General features: G+C 71.8%; 15 protein-coding genes. 5 read left to right on the top strand and 10 right to left on the bottom strand.

What is annotated here, in order from left to right; all coding sequences use genetic code 11:
* Positions 1 to 50 precede the first annotated feature (50 nt).
* Complete coding sequence (locus tag ABZ806_RS21435) at positions 51 to 938, bottom strand: isoprenyl transferase (protein WP_500219097.1); 888 nt, start codon at positions 936 to 938, stop codon at positions 51 to 53.
* 147 nt (positions 939 to 1,085) lie between these two features.
* Positions 1,086 to 1,607, bottom strand: coding sequence for an ATP-binding transcription factor AbmR (abmR, locus tag ABZ806_RS21430; protein WP_500219096.1), 522 nt, complete (start codon positions 1,605 to 1,607; stop codon positions 1,086 to 1,088).
* A 116-nt stretch (positions 1,608 to 1,723) separates the two neighbouring features.
* Here abmR and ABZ806_RS21425 point away from each other — a divergent pair, with 116 nt between their 5' ends.
* Positions 1,724 to 3,262: an MFS transporter gene (locus ABZ806_RS21425; RefSeq protein WP_500219095.1), complete on the top strand. Its 1,539-nt coding sequence runs from the start codon at positions 1,724 to 1,726 to the stop codon at positions 3,260 to 3,262.
* Positions 3,243 to 3,881 (top strand): acyl-CoA-like ligand-binding transcription factor, encoded by a 639-nt coding sequence (locus ABZ806_RS21420; protein WP_500219094.1) that lies wholly within the window; start codon positions 3,243 to 3,245, stop codon positions 3,879 to 3,881. Before ABZ806_RS21425 ends, ABZ806_RS21420 begins: the two co-directional genes overlap by 20 nt.
* A gap of 10 nt (positions 3,882 to 3,891) precedes the next feature.
* Here ABZ806_RS21420 and ABZ806_RS21415 read toward each other — a convergent pair whose 3' ends face one another.
* The 4 genes from ABZ806_RS21415 to ABZ806_RS21400 all read right to left on the bottom strand — a co-directional run bounded on the left by ABZ806_RS21415 (position 3,892) and on the right by ABZ806_RS21400 (position 9,651).
* Positions 3,892 to 5,079: a C40 family peptidase gene (locus ABZ806_RS21415; RefSeq protein ID WP_500219093.1), complete on the bottom strand. Its 1,188-nt coding sequence runs from the start codon at positions 5,077 to 5,079 to the stop codon at positions 3,892 to 3,894.
* 216 nt (positions 5,080 to 5,295) lie between these two features.
* A complete protein-coding gene (locus ABZ806_RS21410) occupies positions 5,296 to 7,281 on the bottom strand; it encodes a thioredoxin domain-containing protein (protein WP_500219092.1) in 1,986 nt (661 codons plus the stop codon).
* Positions 7,282 to 7,328: 47 nt separating this feature from the next.
* Entirely contained in the window at positions 7,329 to 8,690 is a 1,362-nt protein-coding gene (locus ABZ806_RS21405; protein ID WP_500219091.1) for a dihydrolipoyl dehydrogenase family protein, read from the bottom strand.
* A 4-nt stretch (positions 8,691 to 8,694) separates the two neighbouring features.
* On the bottom strand, positions 8,695 to 9,651 hold the full coding sequence (locus ABZ806_RS21400) for a ribonuclease Z (protein WP_500219090.1): 957 nt from the start codon (positions 9,649 to 9,651) through the stop codon (positions 8,695 to 8,697).
* An 80-nt stretch (positions 9,652 to 9,731) separates the two neighbouring features.
* On the opposite strand from ABZ806_RS21400, the gene ABZ806_RS21395 reads away from it, so the two are divergent.
* Complete coding sequence (locus ABZ806_RS21395) at positions 9,732 to 10,223, top strand: pyridoxamine 5'-phosphate oxidase family protein (protein ID WP_500219089.1); 492 nt, start codon at positions 9,732 to 9,734, stop codon at positions 10,221 to 10,223.
* On the opposite strand, the gene ABZ806_RS21390 is transcribed toward ABZ806_RS21395, so the two are convergent.
* The 4 genes from ABZ806_RS21390 to mca all read right to left on the bottom strand — a co-directional run bounded on the left by ABZ806_RS21390 (position 10,206) and on the right by mca (position 13,555).
* Positions 10,206 to 11,480, bottom strand: a complete 1,275-nt coding sequence (locus ABZ806_RS21390) for an RNA-guided endonuclease InsQ/TnpB family protein (protein WP_500219088.1) — start codon at positions 11,478 to 11,480, stop codon at positions 10,206 to 10,208. The two genes, ABZ806_RS21395 and ABZ806_RS21390, sit on opposite strands and share 18 nt — an antisense overlap.
* A 142-nt stretch (positions 11,481 to 11,622) precedes the next feature.
* On the bottom strand, positions 11,623 to 12,408 hold the full coding sequence (locus tag ABZ806_RS21385) for a hypothetical protein (RefSeq protein WP_500219087.1): 786 nt from the start codon (positions 12,406 to 12,408) through the stop codon (positions 11,623 to 11,625).
* 50 nt (positions 12,409 to 12,458) lie between these two features.
* On the bottom strand, positions 12,459 to 12,674 hold the full coding sequence (locus ABZ806_RS21380; RefSeq protein WP_500219086.1) for a hypothetical protein: 216 nt from the start codon (positions 12,672 to 12,674) through the stop codon (positions 12,459 to 12,461).
* Positions 12,675 to 12,691: 17 nt separating this feature from the next.
* A complete protein-coding gene (mca, locus tag ABZ806_RS21375; protein WP_500219152.1) occupies positions 12,692 to 13,555 on the bottom strand; it encodes a mycothiol conjugate amidase Mca in 864 nt (287 codons plus the stop codon).
* A gap of 177 nt (positions 13,556 to 13,732) precedes the next feature.
* Between mca and ABZ806_RS21370 the strand changes: the two genes are divergently transcribed.
* The gene (locus tag ABZ806_RS21370) at positions 13,733 to 14,116 is read left to right on the top strand and encodes a DUF4307 domain-containing protein (RefSeq protein ID WP_500219085.1); all 384 of its coding nucleotides are present in this window, start codon (positions 13,733 to 13,735) and stop codon (positions 14,114 to 14,116) included.
* A 193-nt stretch (positions 14,117 to 14,309) separates the two neighbouring features.
* Entirely contained in the window at positions 14,310 to 14,810 is a 501-nt protein-coding gene (greA, locus tag ABZ806_RS21365) for a transcription elongation factor GreA (protein WP_500219084.1), read from the top strand.
* The last annotated feature ends 170 nt before the right edge of the window (positions 14,811 to 14,980 follow it).

Genomic DNA, 14,980 nt, shown 5'->3' with positions numbered 1-14,980 from the left:
CGGTGGCGCGCAGGTCCGCCCGTGACGGGGCGGTGGTCCGCGGAGGACGATCAGGTACCGTAGCGCCGGTGCCGCGCGGCGTAGGAGCGCATCGCCCGGAGGAAGTCGACCTTGCGGAAGTCCGGCCAATGGACTTCGCAGAAGTAGAACTCCGAGTGGGCGCTCTGCCAGAGCATGAAACCGGAGAGACGCTGCTCCCCCGAGGTGCGGATGACCAGGTCCGGATCCGGCTGGCCGCGCGTGTAGAGATGCTCCGCGATGTGCTCCACTTCGAGGGACTCGGCGAGTTCCTCGATGCTGGTGCCCCGGCTCGCCTGCTCGATGAGCAGTGAGCGCACCGCATCAGCGATCTCACGCCTACCTCCATACCCAACCGCGACGTTCACAATCAGGCCGGGAGCGCCGGATGTGGCCTCACCCGCATCTTTCAGGACGTGGGCGGTCTTATCGGGCAGCAGGTCGAGGGCGCCGACGGGCTGGACGCGCCAGCCGTCGGCGGCGAGCTTGCGGACGGTGTTCTCGATGATCTCCAGCAGCGGGTCGAGCTGGGCGGCGGGCCGGTTCAGGTTGTCGGTGGACAGCAGCCACAGCGTGACGACCTCGACCCCGGCCTCGGCGCTCCACTGCAGCAGCTCGGAGATCTTCTGGGCGCCGCGCTGGTGCCCGGTGTTGACGTCGGCGAGGCCCATCGACCTGGCCCAACGCCGGTTCCCGTCCAGTATGACGCCGACGTGCCGGGGGGTGACGTCGGTGGGCAGGTCGGCCTCGACCCGGCGCTCGTACAGCCGGTAGACGACGTCGCGGACCGTCGCGTAGGGACCGCTGCGGCGGAGGGCGGATACCAGCCGGCCGCCCTCGGCGGGGCGCCGTCGCGCCCCCTCGCTCCGCTCTCCGCGCGGCTTCGCGATGCGCGGTACTCCCCTACGCCGAACCCCCATATGGGCTTCCCTTCGAGCGACCCCGTCCCTGCCGGGAGGACGCTCAATTATGGCGCGGCCGCCGCACTTATCCCGCCGTTTCGGTGAGGTCAGGGTAGTGCGCGGACGGGCCGGGAAGGGCCGGTCGGCCTGCTCCGGCCGCGGGGTTCAGGCCGTCGGGCCCGCGGCGCGGGCGCGTTCGACGTGCTGCAGGGCGGTGCGCAGCTCGGCGAGCCAGGCGTCGGTGTTCTTGCCGACGAGCCGGACGCACCAGGCCAGCGCGTCGCTGCGGCTGCGCGCGACGCCGGCGTCCACGAGGGTGTCCAGGACGCGCCGCTCGGGCTGCCGCAGCCGGGTCATGACCGGCACCGACAGGTGGGTGAACATCTCCCGCTCGCCGTCGCACTCGATGCCCCAGGAGACCTTGTAGCCGAAGCGCTGCTCGGCCTCCCTGGCGATCCCGATGCGCCGCTCGCGGGTGTCCTCGCGGAACCGCTGGACGTGCCCGGCGATCACCCCGGCCCGCTCCGGGCCCTGCACCGCCCCGGCCGCCGCCGGCACCGCCAGCCGCCCGATGACGCTGGCCTCCTCGCGGTCGAGGACGACCTCGGGCGCGCCGTCGAACCACTCCTCCGGAAGCCGCCCGGAGAACCAGCCGCGCAGCTCCTCGGCCGCTTCGCTCGTAGTCATGTAATCAAAATTACAGCCATTCACATGCATCACGCCAGCCCGTACCGCGTTTGACATCGACCATCTTTTGAGAGTTACTCTCATTTTCTAGTCACAGTCATTTGGAGGTCCATCCGATGAAGCCCGGACACACCCGGCGCTGGCTCGGGCTCGGCGCGCTGTCGCTGTGCATGCTGGCGCTGGGGTTCGACATGACGATCCTCAACGTGGCGCTGACCACGCTGTCGGAGGACCTGCACGCGAGCATCGGCGAGCTGCAGTGGATCGTCGACTCCTACCTGGTCGTCTTCGCCGCCGTCCTGCTCCCGGCCGGGCTGCTCGGCGACCGGCTCGGCCGCAAGCGGATGCTGCTGGCCGGCCTCGCCGTCTTCGGCGCCGCCTCGCTCGCCGGGGCCTTCGCGGGCGGCACCGGCGGCGTCATCGCCGCCCGCGCGTTCATGGGGCTCGGCGCGGCGGTCGTCCTGCCGCTGTCCATGTCGATGCTCCCCGCGGTCTTCCCGCCGGAGGAGCGGACCCGGGCCGTCGCGGTCTGGTCGGCGGCCAACGCGCTCGGGCTGCCGCTCGGCCCGCTGCTCGGCGGCTGGCTGCTGCAGAACTACTGGTGGGGCTCGATCTTCCTGATCAACGTCCCGGTCGTGGTGATCGGCGGCCTCGCGGTCGCGTTCCTGCTGCCCGAGACCCGCGACCCGGCCGCGCCGCGCGCCGACCTGCCCGGCACCGTCCTGTCGATGGGCGGCCTCGTCGCGCTGGTGTACGGGGTGATCGAGGCGCCGGCCCGTGGCTGGACCGACCCCCTCGTCGGCGCCACGTTCGTCCTCGCCGTACTCCTGCTCACCGGGTTCGTGCTGTGGGAGCGCCGGGCCGCCGAGCCGATGCTGGACCTGGCGCTGTTCCGCGACACGTCGTTCACCTGGGCGATGGTCGCCGCCGTCACCGCGAACCTCATGCTGGGCGGGATCCTGTTCGTCCTGCCGCAGTACCTGGAGGCCGTCCAGGGCGCCGACGTCTTCGACACCGGGCTGCGGCTGATCCCGATGCTGCTCGGCCTCATGGCCGGCGCGGTCGCCACCGACCGGGTCGCGGGCCGCATCGGGCACAAGCCGGTCATCGTCGCGGGCCTGCTGGTCCTGACGGCGGGCTTCGGCTGGGGCGCGCTCACCGCGGCCGGCGACGGCTACGCGGCCACCGTCCCGTGGCTGGTCGTCATCGGCATCGGCTCCGGCCTCACGATGATCCCCGCGATGGACGCGGTGCTCGCCGCGCTCCCCGCCGACCAGGCCGGCCGCGGCTCCGGGCTCGTCCAGACCCTGCGCCAGACCGGCGGCACGCTCGGCGTCGCGGGCCTCGGCAGCCTCCTCGCCGCCGTCTACCGCGACCGCGTCTCCACCGGGCACCTGCCCGCGGACGCGGCCGGCGCGGCCCGCGACTCCATCGGCGGCGCCGTCCGGGTCGCCGCCCGGCTGGAGGACGGCGGGCTGCTCGCCTCCGCGCGGGACGCCTACGTCCACGGCATGGACGCGGTGCTCGCCGCCTGCGGGGCCGCCGCGCTCGCCGCCGCCGTCCTGCTGTGGCTGTTCATGCCGCGCCGCGCGGCCGCGGGTGCGGTGCCCGCCGCCGATGACCGAGAATCGACGCATGAGCACGTCGTCCCCTGAGCACGCGACCGACCGGCTGGAAGACCGGCTCTCCCGCCTCCCGCTGCGGGAGCGCAAGAAGCTGCGGACCCGGAGGGCGATCCAGGACCACGCCCTCCGGCTCTTCGGCGAGCAGGGCTACGACGAGACGACGGTCGAGCAGATCGCGGCGGCGGCGGAGATCTCGCCGAGCACGTTCTTCCGCTACTTCCCCACCAAGGAAGACGTCGTGGTCACCGACGAGTACGACCCGATCATGGCGCAGATCATCCGCGACCAGCCGCCCGAGGTGTCGGCGATCGAGGCGCTGCGCGCCATGCTGCGCGAGATCCTCCCGCAGCTGTACGCCGACGACCTGGAGGCCCTCCGGACGCGGATGCGGCTCACCGCGACCGTCCCCGCCGTGCGGGGCCGCACGTTCGAGTCGATGCGGAGCACTTTCGACCTGATGAGCGAGGCCATCGGCGAGCGGACCGGCCGCGCCCCCGACGACCCGGAGGTGGAGGCGTTCAGCTGGGCCGTCCTCGGCGTCATGCAGGCCGCCATGAACCGCCTGATCGAGGACAAGGTCACCTACGAGGAGCTCCCGGCCCTCCTGGACCACCACCTGGAGTTCCTCGGCCGCGGCTGCCCGCTGTGAGGCGGCCGGGTCAGCCGATGGCGCCGGCGACCTTGGCGGCCGTCTTCGGGCTCACCCGGACGGCGCCGCGCATGTTGCGGGTGTAGACCTTCTGGACCTGCACCACGGTGCCCGTGCGCGGGGCGGCGATCATCTTGCCGTTGCCCAGGTAGAGGGCGATGTGCGAGATGTAGCCGGGGGCGGTCGGGTCGTTCGCCCAGATGAGCATGTCGCCCGGCTCCGCCTTGCTGTAGGGGATCACCCAGCCGGCGCGGGCCTGGTCGGCGGCGACGCGCGGCAGCCTGATGCCCGCCTTGGCGAACGCGTACTGCATCAGGCCGGAGCAGTCGTAGCCGCCCTCGGCCTCGGACTCACCGCCCCACACGTACGGCCAGCCGAGCCGCGTGTACGCCGCCTTGATCACCGTCTGCACCTGCCGCGCGTTCATGACCTGGCCGTTGGAGGCGGGCAGGTTCCCGCTCTTCGGGAAGTCGATCTCCGGGTTGACCGCGACGGCCTTGGCCTGCTTCGGCAGCACCTTGCGGAGCTTCTTGATGAACGTCTTCGGCTCGCTCTTCGGGACGCTGATCAGCATCGCGTTGCCGCTCGGCATCCCGAGGGCCTGCGCGGTGGTGTGCGAGATGACCGCGTCGACGTCGCTGATGCCCATCGTCGCGTAGGCGCCGACGCGCAGCTGCGACTGCCGGTGCTTGCCGCCGACCGGGACCTGGCTGCCGAGCTTGACGCCGCCGTCGCTGCCCATCGTGAACGAGATCCCGACGTCGCCGGACGCCAGGTTGCGCCACAGCGCGTCCGACTTGGCGGTCGGCTTCGGCGTGTAGTTGCGGAACGTGGACGGGTTCACGCCCATCAGCCCGACCCGCTTGCCCGCGACCATGCCCTGCACGGCGTCCACGACCTCGACGCCCTGCACACCCTTGGCGCCGCGGATCCGCTGGACGACGTCCGCAGGCAGCGTCGTCGGCGCCGCCACGAGGACGTGCGGGGTGAGCCGCTTGCCGAGCGGCGCGACCGCCGACGGCGACAGGCTGGTGCTGCCGGACGCGGCGACGTACCGGGCGCGCTGCTGCTGCTGCGTCCGCGGCGGATCGGCGGGCCCGTCGTCGTGCGCGACGAGCACCGCGACGTTGGCGGCGAGGGTGGTCAGCACCGAGACGCCGATGATCGTCGGTAGGACCCGGCGGTTCGGCTTTCCCACTGCCACACTCCTCGAAGGTCGCCCTGCGTCCCGACCGGCCTGCCGGCCGCCCCTGGGACACGACTATGACCCAGGCGGGCGGCCACCGTCCAGATACCCGGCCCACCACCGGGCACCCTCGTCCGTCCGGCCCCATCGGGTCAGTTCCGGCCCGGCTACTCCTTGGTAACACCAAGCGAGAACGAGAGCAAGGTCACGCTGCCATAAAGTAGACCATCAGTCCAATTGCCCACGTAGTTCGCGGGTCAGGTCGGACGTGGTCGTCACGGGCAGCCGGCACACGAACCCGCGGCACACGTACGCGGCCGGGACGCCGTCGACCAGGCCGCGCCCCTCCAGCAGCGGCACGCCCTCCGCGTCCGGCGGGCCGACGCTCACCACCGCGCCGGGCGCGACGGCCATGAGGGCCGTCCGGTGCAGCCCCCGCGTACGCCGGTCGTCCGGGTCGCCGACCACCGCGATCTCGACCGGGCCCGTCGCGTGCGCCTCCGCCACGGCCAGCCCCCACCCGGCGAACCGGGCGTGCTTGCCGGCGAGCGTCCCGGCCGGGGCCAGCGCCGCCCCGGCCGCCTCCCGGTGCCAGTCGGACCCGGTGAGCGCCGCGAACGACAGCAGCGCGCCCGCCGCCGCGAACTGCCCGGACGGGGTCGCGTTGTCGGTCGGGTCCTGCGGCCGCCGGAACAGCCGCTCCGCGTCGTCGGCCGTGTCGTAGAAGCCGCCGTGCCCGTCCGCGAACCGTTCCAGGACGGTGTTCAGCAGCTCACCGGCCAGCCGCACGTGGTGCGGGTCACCGGTGACGCCGTGCAGGGCGATCAGGCCCTCGGCCACGTCTGCGTAGTCCTCCAGGACGCCGGAGTTGGCGCCCGCCGCCCCGTCCTTGGACGTCCGCGCCAGGCGCCCGTCGCGCTCGTGCACGTCCACCAGCAGCCGCGCGACCTCCTCGGCCGCCCGGACGAGGTCGGGCCGATCGAACAGGGCGCCGCACTCGGCCAGCGCGGCGATGGCGAGCCCGTTCCACGCCGCCACGACCTTGTCGTCGCGCGCGGGGGGAATCCTGTGCGCGCGCGCCGACAGCAGGGCCGTCCGCACGCGCTCGTACCGCTCGACGTCGTCGGGGTCGCTCAAGAGCTGCAGAACCGACGTCCCGTGCTCGAACGTCCCCGTCACCTCGAAGAGGCCCTCCGCGAACGCGCCGTCATCCTCGCCGAGCACCTCCCGGAGCTGCGCGGGCGTCCACGCGTAGTACTTGCCCTCGACGCCCTCGCTGTCGGCGTCCAGCGCAGAGGCCAGACCGCCCTCGTTCGTCCGCAGGTCGCGCAGCATCCAGTCGCACGTCTCCAGCGCGATCCGCCGCGCGAACGGCGTCCCGGTGAGCCGCCACCAGTGCGCGTACACCCGCGCCAGCAGCGCGTTGTCGTAGAGCATCTTCTCGAAGTGCGGGACGACCCACCGCGCGTCCACGGAGTACCGCGCGAACCCGCCGCCGAGCTGGTCGTACATCCCCCCGCGCGCCATCGCCTCCAGGGTGTGCGACGCCATCGCGAGCGACTCTTCGTCACCGGTCCGCGCGTGGTGCCGCAACAAGAACTCCAGCACCATCGACGGCGGGAACTTCGGCGCGCCCCCGAACCCGCCGGTCGCCCCGTCGTAGGACCCGGCGAGCACCTTCACCGCCTCCGCGAGCGCCTGCCCGCCGGGCACCTCCGTGCCGGCCAGCCCCGACCCCCGCGAACTGAGCGCGTCGACGACCTGCTGCCCCTGCCCCACCACGTCGTCGCGCTGCTCCGTCCACGCCTTGCGGACGGCCTGCAGCAGCGCCTGGAACTGGGCGCGAGGGAAGTACGTCCCGCAGTAGAACGGATGCCCGTCCGGGGTCATGAACACCGTCATCGGCCACCCGCCCTGGCCCGTCATGGCCTGGGTCGCCTCCATGTAGACGGCGTCGATGTCCGGCCGCTCTTCCCGGTCCACCTTGATGTTCACGAACAGCTCGTTCATGACCCGCGCGGTCTCACCGTCCTCGAAGGACTGATGAGCCATGACATGACACCAGTGGCAGCTCGCGTACCCCACCGAGAGGAGGACGGGGACGTCCCGCCGCCGCGCCTCGGCGAACGCCTCGTCGCTCCACTCCCACCAGTCCACCGGATTCCCGGCGTGCTGGAGCAGGTACGGGCTGGTCGCGTCCTTGAGCCGGTTCATGTCCTCGATCCTGCCCGATCGGACCCCCGCCTCACTCCCCTACGCGCCTACTGGGCGGACAGGTCGGCGAGGGCGGGTTCGACGGCGCGGTGGAAGGTGGGGTAGGCGTAGATCATGTCGCGCAGGGCGGCGGTGGGGGTCTCGGTGTGGACGGCGACGGCGAGGAAGCCGAGGACCTCGCCGGCGGACGGGCCGACGGCGGTGGCGCCGACCAGGGTGCCCCATTCGGTGTTCTCGACCAGCTTGATGAAGCCGTCGTTGCCGGCCTTGTGGATCCAGCCGCGGGCCGACTCGGGGATCTGCGACATGCCGGTGCGGACGGGAAGGTTCTGGTCGCGGGCCTGGGCTTCGGTCAGGCCGACCGTCGCCATCTCCGGGTCGGTGAAGATGACGCGCGGGACGGCGCGGTAGGAGGCGGGCGAGCCCTCCTCGCCGAGGATGTCGCGGACGGCGATGGCCGCCTGGTACATGGAGACGTGCGTGAACGCGCCCATCCCGGTGATGTCGCCGATCGCCCACACGCCGTCGGCGGCGCGCATGTGACCGTCCACGGAGATGCTGCGGGCGTTCTCGTCCAGGCCGACCAGGTCGAGGCCGATGCCCTTCAGGTTGGGGCGGCGGCCGGTCGCGATCAGGAGGCGGTCGGCGGTGAGGGTCTCGTCGCCGAGGTGCATGGTGAACGCGTCGTTCTCGTGGGTGACGGCGGTGGCCCTCGCGCCGGTGCGGACGGTGATGCCCTCGCGTTCGAAGACCTTCCGGATCAGGGCGCTCGCCTCGGGCTCCTCCCTGCCGAGCAGGCGGTCGCCCGCCTCGACGACGGTGACGCGGCTGCCGAACCTGGCGAAGACCTGCGTCATCTCCACGCAGACGACGCCCCCGCCGAGGATGATGAGGGAGCCGGGGACCTCGGTGGCCTGGACGGCCTCGCGGTTCGTCCAGAACGGGGTGCCGGCCAGGCCGTCGACGGGCGGGACGGCGGGCGCCGTGCCGGTGTTCAGCAGGACGCCCCGGCGGGCGCGGAAGACCTGGTCGCCGACGGTGACCTCGTTCGGGGCGGTGATGCGGCCCACGCCGCGCACGAGCCGCACGCCCTTCCCGGTGAGGCGGTCGGCGGCGACCTTGTCGTCCCAGGAGTCGGTGGCCTCGTCCCGGATGCGCGTCGCGACCGTCGCCCAGTCGGGGGTGACGGTCGCCTGCCCCGCCATCCCGGGGACGCGGCGGGCGTCTTCGAGCAGGTCCGCGGCGCGCACCATCATCTTCGTGGGGACGCACGCGTAGTAGGGGCATTCGCCGCCGACCAGCCGGGACTCCACGGCGACGACCGACAGGCCCGCCTCCGCCAGCCTCCCGGCCGCGTCCTCTCCCCCGGGGCCCATACCGATCACCACGACATCGCACTCGTCAGCCATGAGGTCAATCCTGCCCACCTTCAAGCCCGGTTAGGCGGCGCGGCGGCATCGGGATCCGGTCGAGATCATGGACGAGGGTGATGGCGCCGCCGAACACGGCGGACGCCTCGTCCACGTACCGGTGCTCGTCCTCGGCGGGGTAGCGCTCGGAGAAGTGGGTGAGGACCAGGTGCCGGACACCCGCCTTGGCCGCGACCGCGCCCGCCTGCGCCGCCGTCAGGTGGCCGTACTCGGCGGCCAGGTCCGCGTCCTGGTGGAGGAACGTCGACTCGATGACCAGCATGTCGACGCCGTCGGCCAGTTCGTGGACGCCGTCGCAGAGCCGGGTGTCCATGACGAACGCGACCTTCTGCCCCGGCCGGGGCACGCTGCATGCGTCGAGGGTGGCGGTGCGGCCGTCCGGCGCGGTGATCCGGCCCTCCTCCTGGAGCCGCCGGATCATCGGCCCGCGGATGCCCCGCGCGGCGAGTTCGGCGGGCAGCATCGTGCGGCCGTCCGGCTCCTCCAGCCGGTACCCGTACGCCTCGACGGGGTGGGACAGCCGCCGCGCGACCAGGGTGAACGGGGCGTCGCCGGTGTCGAGCGGCATCCGCTCACCGGAGACCGGACGCTCGCGGATCACGTCGGTGTCCCGGAAGGCGGTCGCGTGCCGCAGCCGCTCCCAGTAGGGCGCGCCGCTCGCCGGGAACGCGGCGTCCACCGGATGCTCGACGCCGTCGCGGGCGATGCGCTGGACGATGCCGGGCACGCCGAGGCAGTGGTCGCCGTGGAAGTGCGTCACGCAGATCCAGGTCACGTCGTGCGCGGAGACCCCGGCCCGCGACATCTGCCGCTGCGTCCCCTCGCCGGGGTCGAACAGCACGCCGTGGCCGTCCCAGCGCAGCAGGTAGCCGTTGTGGTTGCGGGCCTTGGTGGGCACCGCGCTGGCGGACCCGAGGACGATCAGATCGCGAACCGACATCCCCCCATGGTGCCGGGTGGCGAAGCCGTGCAAGCGCTTGGTTATTCTGTGCGCGATACAGACGACTCAGGGAGGCTCCATTGGCCGCGAGCAAGCGCGACAAGATCAAGATGACGCCGGACGAGGTGGACGCCTACCTGGCCGCCAACTTCAAGGTGCAGATCGCGACCATCGGCAAGGACGGCGAGCCGCACCTGGTCACGATGTTCTACGCCCTGCTCGACGGGAAGATCGCCTTCACCACCTACAAGGCGTCCCAGAAGGTGCTGAACCTGCGCCGCAACCCGACCATGACCTGCCTGGTCGAGGACGGCACGGAGTACGGCAAGCTGCGCGGCGTCGTCCTCTACGGGCGCGGCGTCGTCATCGAGGACCCCAAGACGCGCAGCAAGGTCGGCATGGTCGTCGGCTCCCGCATGGCGGGCCTGCCGGTCCCGGAGATGGGCGAGCCGATCGACCCGGTCATCGCCGAGGGCATCGAGCAGGCACTCGCCAAGCGCGTCCTCATCGTCATGGAGCCCGACCGAATCGTCAGCTGGGACCACGGCAAGATGTCAACTACTCGGCCCTGAAGGGACCGGGCTTGCTCGTTCGGTCCCTTGGGGGCTTTGTTTACGCTCCCGACTGCCCCCTACGGGAGGGCGGTCACGGGTCGCATCCACTCGCCCCTGGACGGGGGCGGGTTGGGGCATGTTGACGAATACCCACGCCGAGCGTGCGCGGTTGCGTACGTTGACCCCGGCGACGACGTCGGCGGGCCCAGCGAGGCCGCACCGGCGACATGTGAAGTGGTCCCGCGCAGGACGGTTGTTCCTGGCGGTGTGGCCGCAGCGCGGGCAGCGCTGGGAGGTGTAGGCCGCATCCACCTCGATGTAGGGCACGCCGTGGCGGCGTGCTTTGTAGGCGATGAACTCGCCTAACTGGTGGAAGGGCCAGGAGGACAGGCGTGCCCGCTGGTCGCGTGGAACCGTGACCCGTCCGCGGATCCCACTCAAGTCCTCGAGTGCGATGCCGCGTCCGGTGCGTGCCGCGACGGCGACGACCTGCTTGGAAATCGTGTGGTTGACATGCGTGGCGTGCCGCGCTTCGCGGCGGGCCCGCTTCTTCAATAATCTGGCGGCTGCGCGGGTGCGTTTGGCTTGAATTTCGGCGCGTTTGCGGGCCTGCCACCGCCGGTACCGGGAAAGGCGGCGGCCCTGATGGTTGTCGCCATCGGAGGTGGTGGCCAGGTTGACGATGCCGCGGTCCACCCCCACCCAGTCGACCGGCTCGAACGGCTCCGGTTCGGGGACGTCGCAGGTGGCCAGCAGGAACCATTTCCCGTCCCGGTACACCAGATCCGATTCGCCCTTGCGGTGCGCGGCCAGCATCTTGGCCTGCTCGGGAGAGCAGGCGAACCGCAGGTTCCTGCACCGCCCCGCCGTGGTCCAGATGCTGACGGTGCCCGCGTCCAACTGCCACGACAGGTTGCGGTCGTCGAAGGTGTGCGCAGCGTCCGGCCGGAAGGCGATGGGTTTGGACTCGGCCTTGCGGCGGCACTTGGATGCCGGGCCGCCGAGACGGCCGTTGCGGATGGTGCCGCGCAGGGTGGTGTAAGCGTCCACGACCCGCTTGATCACGTGCTGGGCGGCCTGGGCGCCCAGCCCGGCCGCTTTGAGATCGCCGTAGCACAGCCTCCGCAAGGGCAGTTCACGGCAGCGCAGCCCGAACTCTGCGAAGGCCGCGGCCGAGACCTGGTCGGCGGCGGTGTTGACCCGATGGAGGGTGTGTTCCAGTGCCGCCGCCTGCTCGGGTGTCGGCAGGAGCTTGACCTGCACAACCAATTTCACAATCCGTGACTGTATCATTACAGACTCTAGGTTGTCTGGGGCCGAGACGGGCGCCGCCGGGGCGCCGCGTACGAGAGAAGCGCTTCCTCCCGGCCCTGAAGGACCGTGGTTCCTCGCTAGAAGCCCGCTGAACCCGCCGGAGTCAGCCGGGCTCGACGTCCTCGTCCCAGACCAGATCGCCGGCCTGGAGCAGGGCGGCCGTTTCGGCGGCGTGGTCGGCTCGCTGGTGGGCGGCGTCGGCTATGTGGACGAACATGGCCGCCTGCTCCTCCGGTGTGCCGTCCTTGCGCAGGATCTCCAGTGCCTGGCCGAAGAAGTTGGTGGCCGCCACGGGACGGTCCGCGCGCAGGTACGCCTCACCCAGGGCGGTCAGGGCGCCGGCGCGCTCGTGGCCGTCCGGTTCCGGAAGGGCGGCGAACTCGTCGGGGAGCGGGCCGAGCAGTCCGATGGCGCGGTCCAGGTCGCCCGTCTCGGTCAGGGCGCGGGCGAGGTCGAGGCGGGCCCGCAGGATCGCGCGAGGGTCGCCGTCGGCCTCCGCACGGTCGAGGTGCTCCCGCATGACGTCCGCGGCCTCCGACCAGCGTTCGCGGTGGAGGAGGGCCGCGAACTGCGAGTCGTCGTCCGCCGCACGGGTGAGGGCGTGATCGAGCAGGCGGCGGAGTGCGGCGTCGCCCTCGTCCCGTCCGGCCCGGTCCCGGGCCTTGTCGCGGACGTCGCCCGCGAGCCGGAACCGGTCGCCGGACGCGGTGACGAGGCCGTGCGCGGCCAGCGTCTCCAGCAGTTCGCGGGCCTCCGGCTCGGAGACGTCCGCGAGGGCGGCGGCCGACGCGGGGCCGACGCCGCCGCCGGGCGGGAGGCTGAGCAGCCTGAGCAGCCGGGCCGCCGCCGGGGCGAGCCCCCGGTAGGCGTCCTCGAAGTTCGCGCGCACGACGGGGGTCCTCCCCGGACGCGGCCCGATCGAACCGGGCTAGTCCGCGCTCAGGCGTCGTCCCCGGGGCTCTTGGCCGCCTTGGCGCTCCTGGCCTCCTCGGCGCGATCCCACTCCTGCTGCTTCAGCTCCTCTTCGCTGGGTGCCTGGATCTTCTTCATCTGCTTGGTCATCGAGCGGACCAGGAAGATCGTCGCGACCAGCAGGGCGAGGAAGACCACGAAGCCGAGGACGCCGGGACTGACCGTGTCATTGTTCAGTGGCATGGCGCTGAGGGGAGGCATTACAGACACACCTTCTCCCGGATGCCGGCGAACAGGTCGTCCTCCGGCAGCTCGGTGTCGACGAGGGACCTGGCCAAATGGTAGTCCTCGGTCGGCCATGCCTCGCGCTGGACGTCCATCGGGACGGCGAACCAGGCCCCGTTGGGGTCGATCTGGGTGGCGTGGGCGAGGAGGGCGCGGTCCCTGGTCTCGAAGTGGTCGGCGCAGGGGACGCGCGTGGTGACGTCCCACTGGGCGCGCCGGTCGCCCTCCTCCTCGAAGCGCTTCATCCAGTCGGTGTAGGGCGACTCCAGGCCGGCGTCCTGCATCGCCGTGTGGAGGGCGAGGATGCGGGCCTTGGTGAACGTCATGTGGTAGTAGAGCTTGAGCGGCTGCCAGGGCTCGCCCGCGTCCGGGTAGCGCTCCGGGTCGCCCGCGGCCTCGAACGCCTCCACCGACACCTCGTGGCACTTGACGTGGTCGGGGTGCGGGTACCCGCCCTTCTCGTCATAGGTGAGCATCACGTGGGGGCGGAAGTCGCGGACGGCGCGCACCAGCGGCTCGGTCGCGGTCTCCAGCGGCTCCAGCGCGAAGCAGCCCGCCGGCAGCGGCGGCAGCGGGTCGCCCTCGGGGAAGCCGGAGTCGACGAAGCCGAGCCAGTGCTGCCGGACGCCGAGGATCTCGCGGGCCCGCGCCATCTCCGCCTCGCGGACCTTGCCGATGTCGGCCTTGATCTCCGGCCGGTCCATCGCGGGGTTCAGGATGTCGCCGCGCTCGCCGCCGGTGCAGGTGACGACGAGCACCTCGACGCCGTCCGCGACGTACTTGGCCATCGTGGCCGCGCCCTTGCTGGACTCGTCGTCGGGGTGGGCGTGCACCGCCATGAGCCGCAGCGGCCCGGCGCCGCCGCCGCACGGCCGGTCGAGCGTCGTACCGTCGATGACCTCGGACACGGATCTTCCTCTCGGAACTCTTCTGGGCGCCCCCGGTTCGAGGCATGCGCCGGCACAGACGAGAATTGTCCCCGACAACGTCCGCCCACCGCACGGAGATTCCCCGCCATGACGACCAGCGTGTCGAAACCCGCGGCCCCCGCCGAACCCCGGCGCGGCCGGGTCGGGATGGTGATCGCCGGCCTGCTCGCGGCCTCGACCGCGCTCGGCATCGGGATTCTCGCCGCCCATGCTGGGCAGACTCCCGGCATAGTGCCACAAACCGTCTCGTACGACATCACCGACAGCACGGTGACGATCAACTACACGGTGGCCAAGGAGTCGGGCGACGAGGTCCGCTGCACGGTCGACGCCTACGACACCGACTTCGCGATCCTGGCGAAGAAGGAGATCTCCGTACCGGCCGGGAAGTCCGGAGTGAAGGGGACGGAGACGCTGACGACGCCGTCGCGGGCCACCGGAGCCCGGATCCACGACTGCCGGAAGGCGTGACCGGACGGACCGGACCGAAGATGCGCCCGGGAAGCGCCGAGCCGCGATTTGCGGATTGCGGACGCCGAGTTCAGGGAACCTTTACCCGCACACACCGGATAGGCTAGAGGTTTCACCCGGCCGCACTTCATGTCGATGTGACACCCACCCGCGTGGGCGGGTGAGGATCGCAACATGTGGATGAGGAGTACCCGTGACCGAGACCCGCGCTGACAACGTCACCTGGCTGACCCAGGAGGCGTACGACCGGCTCAAGGCTGAGCTGGACCATTTGTCGGGCCCGGGCCGCATCGAGATCGCTCAGAAGATCGAGGCGGCGCGGGAGGAGGGCGACCTGCGCGAGAACGGCGGCTACCACGCGGCCAAGGAGGAACAGGGCAAGATCGAGGGCCGCATCCTGCAACTCCAGGGCATCCTGGAGAACGCGCGCGTCGGGGAGGCCCCGCGCACCGAGGGCGTCGTCGGCCCGGGCATGACGGTCACGATCTCGTTCGAGGGCGACGACGAGGAGGTCACCTTCCTGCTCGCCTCCCGCGAGGAGGTCGGCGCCCCCATCGACGTCTACTCGCCGAAGTCGCCCCTGGGCGCCGCCATCGACGGCAAGAAGGTCGGCGAGAAGGCCACCTACACGCTGCCGAACGGCCGCCCCATGACCGTCGAGATCCTCGACGCCACCCCGTACGGAGCCGCCTGACCGCCCACCCGGAGCGGCGGCCTCCCCTGGCCGGGTGCGCGAGCACGGAGAACGTCCCGCGATAGCGGCCCTGTGCGATCCGGGTGCATCCGGCGATGGCCGGGAGTGATGGTTCTTACGCGGTGCCCTGCTGGGGGGCCCGCCCCCCGGCGGCTCGGCCACCCGGGGCC

Source organism: Spirillospora sp. NPDC047418, from assembly GCF_040643275.1.
In the GTDB taxonomy this organism is placed as follows: domain Bacteria; phylum Actinomycetota; class Actinomycetes; order Streptosporangiales; family Streptosporangiaceae; genus Spirillospora.
Note: the sequence above shows the minus strand (reverse complement) of the source record. Positions and strands in the feature narration are given on the sequence as shown.